This is a genomic window from Nocardia sp. NPDC050413, assembly GCF_040655475.1.
GTDB classification, from domain to species: domain Bacteria; phylum Actinomycetota; class Actinomycetes; order Mycobacteriales; family Mycobacteriaceae; genus Nocardia; species Nocardia coubleae.
Window position 1 is genome coordinate 21671 of record NZ_JBFAJZ010000025.1, and the last position, 6523, is coordinate 28193.

Sequence of the window (6523 nt, forward strand, 5' to 3'; positions counted from 1 at the left end):
CTCGTGAGCATCGCCTCGGCTCAGGGTTCGCGGATGAAGTCGTTCAGGTTGGCTCTGATGTAGTCGAGGACTCGTTGTTCGAAGTCTTCTGGTTCGTTGATGTCGTAGATCTCGTCGGGGTCGTCGGCGCGGTCGCCGGTGGGGCGGCGGATCTGGTCGGGTTCGGCGAGGGTGCGGTGTTCGTCGTCGAAGAAGCGGTCGAGGGGGTCGTCGGGGGAGTGGGGGGAGGTGTCACGGGCGGCGAGGATGGCGGCGGCGGCCAGGCGTGGCATGCCCGCGGCGCGCAGTGCTCTTGTGGCCCAGGGGAGTTCGGTGCGGCGGGTGCGCAGGTAGGTGCTGAAACCGGAATCCAGGACCGTGGTGTGCAGGCTCGTCAGGGCAAGCAGGTGGGCGAAGGCGGGCGGCAACTGGCCGAAGGCGCCGATCCCGGTGCGGTGCAGATCGTCGGCGGCCGGGTTGGCCCAGAAGACGATGTCGGCGGCGTCGTGGATGCTGTCGACCTCGGCCAGCGCCTCGGTCAGCCTGTCGCGCGCCTGCGCCGGGAAGCGGTAATCCATGCGAGCAGGGTAGTCGCGGACTAGGCGGGCACCGCACCGCTCAGCTCGACCCCCGCGTCGCGCAGGGTGGTGAGTGCGGTGGCGGTGGTTTCCGGGGCGACGCCCGCGGTGAGGTCGAGCAGGACGGTGGTGTCGAAACCGGCGGTGCGGGCGTCGAGGGCGGTGGCGCGCACGCAGTGGTCGGTGGCGATGCCCACCACGTCGACGTGGTCGATGTCGCGGGCGCGCAACCAGTCGGCGAGGGTGGTTCCGTCGGCCGACGCGCCCTCGAAACCCGAATAGGCGGCGCTGTATTCGCCTTTCGAGAACACCTCTTCGACCAGCCCGGTGTCGAGAGCGGGATGGAAATCGGCGCCCGGCGTACCGACCACGCAGTGCGGCGGCCAGGAGTCGACGTAGTCGGGGTTGTCGGAGAAGTGGGCGCCGGGGTCGACGTGCCAGTCCCTGGTCGCCACGATCGCGTCGTACTTCTTCGCGGCGACATGGGAGCTGATGGCCGCCGCGACCTTCGCGCCGCCGCGCACTGCCAGCGATCCTCCCTCGCAGAAGTCGTTCTGCACATCCACGATGACCAACCCGCGCATCACACCGTCCTCCCGATCATTGCGTCCATACCATTGTCCCCTCGCGTTCGCGAGGTGTCAGCCGAGGAAAGTGGTCGGGATGGCAGGCTCGCCGTCGGAGAGCTTGAGGCCCTCCCACGGCAGGCTCACCAGGCCCTGCGCGACCAGCTCCCGGCTGCGTGCCAGCGTCGCGACGCCGTCGACCGTCTCACCACCGCGCACCAACGGAACCTGGAGCTCACGCACCTGGAAACCGTTGGTGGAGGGCGCTTCTCCCGCGGCCGGGTAGACGATTTCCTCGACGATGGTCCCGGTGGCCCGCGCCAGCCGCACCGCCTTCTTCGCCCCGCCGCGCGACTCCTTGTGGCTGCTGCGTTTGGCGACCGGGATCCCGTCGACCTCAACGAGCTTGAACACCATGCCCGCCGTCGGCGCCCCGGAACCGGTGACCAGGGAGGTGCCGACGCCGTACACGTCGACCGGTTCGGCGCGCAGGGCGGCGATGGCGTACTCGTCGAGATCACCGGAGACGACGATGCGGGTGCCGGTGGCGCCGAGCGCGTCGAGCTGATCGCGCACCTGGCGGGCCAGCACACCCAGCTCGCCGGAATCGATCCGCACGCCACCCAGTTCGGGCCCGGCCACCTCGATGGCGGTGGCGACGCCGCGGGTGATGTCGAAGGTGTCGACCAGCAGCGTCGTCCCGATGCCGAGTGCCTCGACCTGGCTGCGGAAGGCGGCCGCCTCGTGTTCGCCGTCGGCGCCGCTGTGCAGCAGGGTGAAGGCGTGCGCGCTGGTGCCCGCGCCCGGCACACCGAAGCTGCGCACCGCCTCGAGGTTGGAGGTCGCGTCGAATCCGGCCAGATAGGCGGCCCGCGAACTCGACGGCGCGGCCAGTTCGTGGGTGCGGCGCGAACCCATCTCGATCATCCGGCGCCCGGCCGCGGCGCTCACCATGCGGGCGGCGGCCGAGGCGATGGCGCTGTCGTGGTTGAAGATCGACAGGGCCAGCGTCTCGAGCACCACGCATTCGGCGAAGCTGCCGCGCACGGTGAGGATCGGCGAACCGGGAAAGTACAGCTCGCCCTCGGCGTAGCCGTCTATATCGCCGGTGAAGCGATATTCGCGCAACCAGTCGACGGTCGCCGGGTCCAGGAATTTCTCGGCGATCGCCAGCTCCTCGGCGCCGAACCGGAAGCGGGTGAGGGCCTCGAGCAGTCGCCCGGTGCCCGCGACGACGCCGTAGCGGCGGCCGTGCGGCAAGCGTCTGGCGAACACCTCGAAGGTGCACCGCCGCTGCGCCGAACCGTCGGCGAGCGCGGCGGCGAGCATGGTCAGTTCGTACTGGTCGGTCAGCAGCGCGGTGCTCGCTGACCCGTCACGGATCTGCACACCCGAAACTCTAGTCACGGCGGGTGTTGTATCTGGGTGGCCTCGTCGTACCCTGGGGTTTATGGCCCTGTGCAATTCCGTTCGAGCCGGCGCCGTCACCGACGCCGTGAACGCCGCACTGTCGGCGCCACAGGCGACGCCGGAGGCTACCGAATACACCGAGATCCTGGAGGCCGAGGACCGGCCGTGGGTGACCGTGGTGTGGGACGACCCGGTGAATCTCATGCACTACGTCACCTACATCTTCCAGAAGCTTTTCGGCTACAGCAAAGCCAAGGCGACCGAGTTGATGCTGCAGGTACACAACGAGGGCAAGGCCGTGGTGTCGTCGGGTTCGCGCGACAAGATGGAACAGGACGTACGCCGCCTGCACGCGGCGGGCCTGTGGGCAACGATGCAGCGCGACGACTGAGCCTGAGTAACCTGGCCCTGTGCGCAAGTGGAGCAGAAAGAACTCACTCGGTGGTCTCAAGCTTCGATCCGAAATGGACGAGCACGAGGCCACGGTGTTGCGCTCCCTGGTCGCGGCGGTCTCCGGCCTGCTCGCCGACCGCGCCGCCGAGTCGCCCGAGGACGAACTCGCGGCGCTGACCGGGCTCCGGACCGGCAACACCACCCCGCCCGACGACCCGCAACTGCTGCGCCTGCTGCCCGATTTCCACCGCGCCGAACCCGGTTCGCCCGACGCCAAACGCGCCGACCTCAACAGCGCCCTGCGCAGCCTGCACGAACCCGAGATCATCGACGCGAAACTGGCCGCGGGCCGGGTGGTGATGGACAGCTGCCCCGAGGACGGCGGCAAGATCGTGCTCACCCCCGAGCAGGCCGACGCCTGGCTCACCGCGCTCACCGATGTGCGCCTGGCACTGGGCACCCTGCTCGACATCGACGACGACACGCCCGACCACTTCGACCCCGATGATCCGCGCGCCCCGCATCTGGACGTCTACCACTGGCTGACCTGGATGCAGGATTCGCTGCTGCAGGCATTGGCGCCCTGATGCGCGGCGTTCCCGGTCCACGCAACGCGATCACCGACGTCACCGGTGTGCTCGTCGGTCATCATCATGTGCTCGACGACGAGGTGAGCCTCGGGTCGGGTGCCGCGACGGGGTGCACGGTGGTGCGGTTGCCCGGTGGTGCGTTCGCCTCCGTCGACGTGCGCGGCGGCGGCCCTGGTACCCGCGAAACCGACCTGCTCGATCCCGCCAACACCGTGCGCCGCGTCAACGCGGTGCTGCTCACCGGTGGCAGCGCCTACGGTCTCGCCGCCGCCGACGGAGTGATGCGCTGGGCCGAGGAACACGGCGAGGGCATCCCGATGAGCCCGACCGATCCGAGCCGGGTGGTGCCGATCGTGCCGGGCGCGGTGATCTTCGACCTGCCGGTCGGCGCGTGGGACATCCGGCCCGACGCGGACTTCGGTTTCCGCGCCGCCGAGGCCGCCTCGACGGACTTCGCCCGAGGGACCGTCGGTGCCGGGGTGGGTGCGCAGGCGGGGGCGCTCAAAGGCGGAATCGGTTCGGCCAGTGTGGTTCTCGACAACGGGGTCACCGTCGGCGCGATCGTCGTGGCCAATCCGGTCGGCTCGGTGGTCGACCCGCGCACCGGTCTGCCGTGGGGTGCGGGCACCGACGGGCCCGACTTCTTCGGCCTGCGGCACGGGACGCCAGACGAACTCGCCGCCCTGGCCGCACTGCCCGGTAAGAGCACTGTGCTCAACACCACGATCGGCGTCGTCGCCACCGACGCGGTGCTCGACCCGGTCGGTTGCCGCAGGCTGGCGGCCACCGCCCACGACGGCCTGGCCCGCGCCATCCGGCCCGTGCACTCGCCGCTCGACGGTGACACGTTGTTCGCGGTGTCGACCGGTGCCGTGCAGGTCCCTTCGGATCCGCTACCTGCGGCTTTCCCCGCGGATCTGCTGCTGCTCGACGAGTTGTGTACCGCCGCGGCGGTCGTCGTGGAACGGGCGGTCGTCGATGCCGTCCTCGCCGCCACCTCTGTCGCGGGCATCCCCGCCTACCGCGACTTGTTCCCACGCTGAACCCGGCGCGCGGGCGGGACCGGAATTCGGTCGGGCGGAATACCCGAATAGGGTGTGGGCGTTGTGCCGGATTGTGGAAAGGGTCGACAAGTGCTGGTGATCAGAGCCGATCTCGTTGACGCGATGGTTGCCCACGCGCGCGCCGACCACCCCGACGAGGCCTGCGGCGTGATCGCGGGCCCCGAAGGCAGTCATCGCCCCGAACGCTTCGTCGCGATGATCAACGCCGAACGCTCCCCGACGTTCTACCGGTTCGATTCCGGGGAACAACTGCGGGTATGGCGGGAGATGGACGACGCGGACGAGGTGCCCGTCGTCGTGTACCACTCGCACACCGCCACCGAGGCCTACCCGAGCCGCACCGATATCTCCTACGCCGGCGAACCCGACGCGCACTACGTGCTGATCTCCACCCGCGACCCGCACGAGCACGAACTGCGCAGCTACCGCATCGTCGACGGCGAGGTCACCGAGGAACCGGTGCGCATCGTCGAGTCCTACGACGCCTGACAATCCGAGAACAAGTCACCACCCCGAGGAGTCCCCATGCCGGTAACCGTGTCCATCCCGACCATCATGCGTGGTCTCACCGGAGGTGAGAAGCGAGTCCAGGGCGAGGGCGACACCCTGTCCGCGCTCATCGACAACCTCGAGGCCAACCATCCCGGGCTGGCCGAGCGGCTGCTCAAGGACGGCAAGCTGAACCGCTACGTCAACATCTACGTCGACGACGAGGACGTGCGTTTCGCCGGTGGGCTCGACGCGGAAGTGCCCGCCGGAGCGTCGGTGACCATCCTGCCCGCGGTCGCCGGCGGCGCGTGACCTCGTGGCCCGCTACGAATCGCTGATCGCGACCCTCGGCAACACGCCGCTCGTCGGACTGCGCACCCTCTCACCGCAGTGGGACGGTGACGACCACGTCCGGCTGTGGGCCAAGCTCGAGGACCGCAACCCCACCGGGTCGATCAAGGATCGCCCCGCGTTGCGGATGATCGAACAGGCCGAGGCCGACGGGCGGCTCACGCCCGGCTGCACCATTCTGGAACCCACCAGTGGCAACACCGGGATCTCGCTGGCCATGGCGGCCAAGCTCAAGGGGTACCGGATCGTCTGCGTGATGCCGGAGAACACCTCGGTGGAGCGACGTCAGCTGCTCACCATGTTCGGTGCCGAGATCATCGATTCCCCGGCCGCCGGTGGGTCGAATCAGGCTGTGGCGCTTGCCAAGCAGATCGCCGAGGAGAACCCGGACTGGGTGATGCTGTACCAGTACGGCAATCCGGCCAACGCGCTCGCGCACTACGAGACCACCGGGCCCGAACTGCTGGCCGATCTGCCCGAGATCACGCATTTCGTGGCGGGGCTCGGCACCACCGGGACGCTGATGGGTACCGGTCGGTACTTGCGTGAGCAGGTGCCCGATATCGAGATCGTCGCCGCCGAGCCGCGCTACGGCGAGTTGGTCTACGGCCTGCGCAACATCGACGAAGGCTTCATCCCCGAGCTCTACGACGAGAAGGTGCTCACCACGCGGTTCTCCGTCGGGCCCTACGATGCCGTGCGGCGGACCAGGGAACTCGTCGGCGAGGAAGGGATCTTCGCGGGCATTTCGACCGGCGCGATCCTGCACGCGGCGCTCGGGATCGCGAAGAAGGCGCAGAAGGCCGGGCGGCGGGCGGATATCGCGTTCGTGGTTGCCGACGGTGGCTGGAAGTACCTGTCGACGGGGGCTTACGACGGGACGCTCGACGAGGCGGAGGAGAAGCTCGAAGGGCAGCTCTGGGCCTGATTTCGACGGCGCATATGGGGCCGGGCGTGCTACTTGGTAGCGTGCCCGGCCCTTTTTGGATTGCGCCCAGGGGAGTACTGGCTGTGTTTTTGGAGCGCTGGCGCGCTCGAGCGCGGCCCCTGGAGGGCCGCGAGTTAGCCGCCGTTGCTCGCGCTTCGCGCCGGAGCAAAGGCCC

At 69.0% G+C, this 6523-nt stretch carries 9 protein-coding genes; 6 read left to right on the forward strand and 3 right to left on the reverse strand.

What is annotated here, in order from left to right; translation table 11 throughout:
* Positions 1–20 precede the first annotated feature (20 nt).
* Genes AB0I19_RS28985 through AB0I19_RS28995 form a run of 3 tightly spaced genes read right to left on the reverse strand, consistent with a single transcriptional unit; the run spans position 21 to position 2512 of the window.
* A complete protein-coding gene (locus AB0I19_RS28985; protein ID WP_357153227.1) occupies positions 21–557 on the reverse strand; it encodes a hypothetical protein in 537 nt (178 codons plus the stop codon).
* 20 nt (positions 558–577) lie between these two features.
* Positions 578–1141: an isochorismatase family protein gene (locus tag AB0I19_RS28990; RefSeq protein WP_357153230.1), complete on the reverse strand. Its 564-nt coding sequence runs from the start codon at positions 1139–1141 to the stop codon at positions 578–580.
* A 57-nt stretch (positions 1142–1198) separates the two neighbouring features.
* Complete coding sequence (locus AB0I19_RS28995) at positions 1199–2512, reverse strand: nicotinate phosphoribosyltransferase (protein WP_357153233.1); 1314 nt, start codon at positions 2510–2512, stop codon at positions 1199–1201.
* A 61-nt stretch (positions 2513–2573) separates the two neighbouring features.
* On the opposite strand from AB0I19_RS28995, the gene clpS reads away from it, so the two are divergent.
* The 6 genes from clpS to AB0I19_RS29025 all read left to right on the forward strand — a co-directional run bounded on the left by clpS (position 2574) and on the right by AB0I19_RS29025 (position 6348).
* A complete protein-coding gene (clpS, locus tag AB0I19_RS29000) occupies positions 2574–2924 on the forward strand; it encodes an ATP-dependent Clp protease adapter ClpS (RefSeq protein WP_067498269.1) in 351 nt (116 codons plus the stop codon).
* A gap of 19 nt (positions 2925–2943) precedes the next feature.
* On the forward strand, positions 2944–3513 hold the full coding sequence (locus AB0I19_RS29005) for a DUF2017 domain-containing protein (protein ID WP_067645003.1): 570 nt from the start codon (positions 2944–2946) through the stop codon (positions 3511–3513).
* Positions 3513–4559, forward strand: coding sequence for a P1 family peptidase (locus AB0I19_RS29010; protein WP_357153236.1), 1047 nt, complete (start codon positions 3513–3515; stop codon positions 4557–4559). The genes AB0I19_RS29005 and AB0I19_RS29010 overlap by 1 nt, the downstream gene beginning before the upstream one ends.
* Positions 4560–4649: 90 nt before the next feature.
* A complete protein-coding gene (locus tag AB0I19_RS29015) occupies positions 4650–5069 on the forward strand; it encodes a M67 family metallopeptidase (RefSeq protein ID WP_357153238.1) in 420 nt (139 codons plus the stop codon).
* Positions 5070–5105: 36 nt separating this feature from the next.
* Complete coding sequence (locus AB0I19_RS29020) at positions 5106–5381, forward strand: MoaD/ThiS family protein (RefSeq protein WP_067498283.1); 276 nt, start codon at positions 5106–5108, stop codon at positions 5379–5381.
* A 4-nt stretch (positions 5382–5385) separates the two neighbouring features.
* Entirely contained in the window at positions 5386–6348 is a 963-nt protein-coding gene (locus AB0I19_RS29025; RefSeq protein ID WP_067498286.1) for a cysteine synthase, read from the forward strand.
* The last annotated feature ends 175 nt before the right edge of the window (positions 6349–6523 follow it).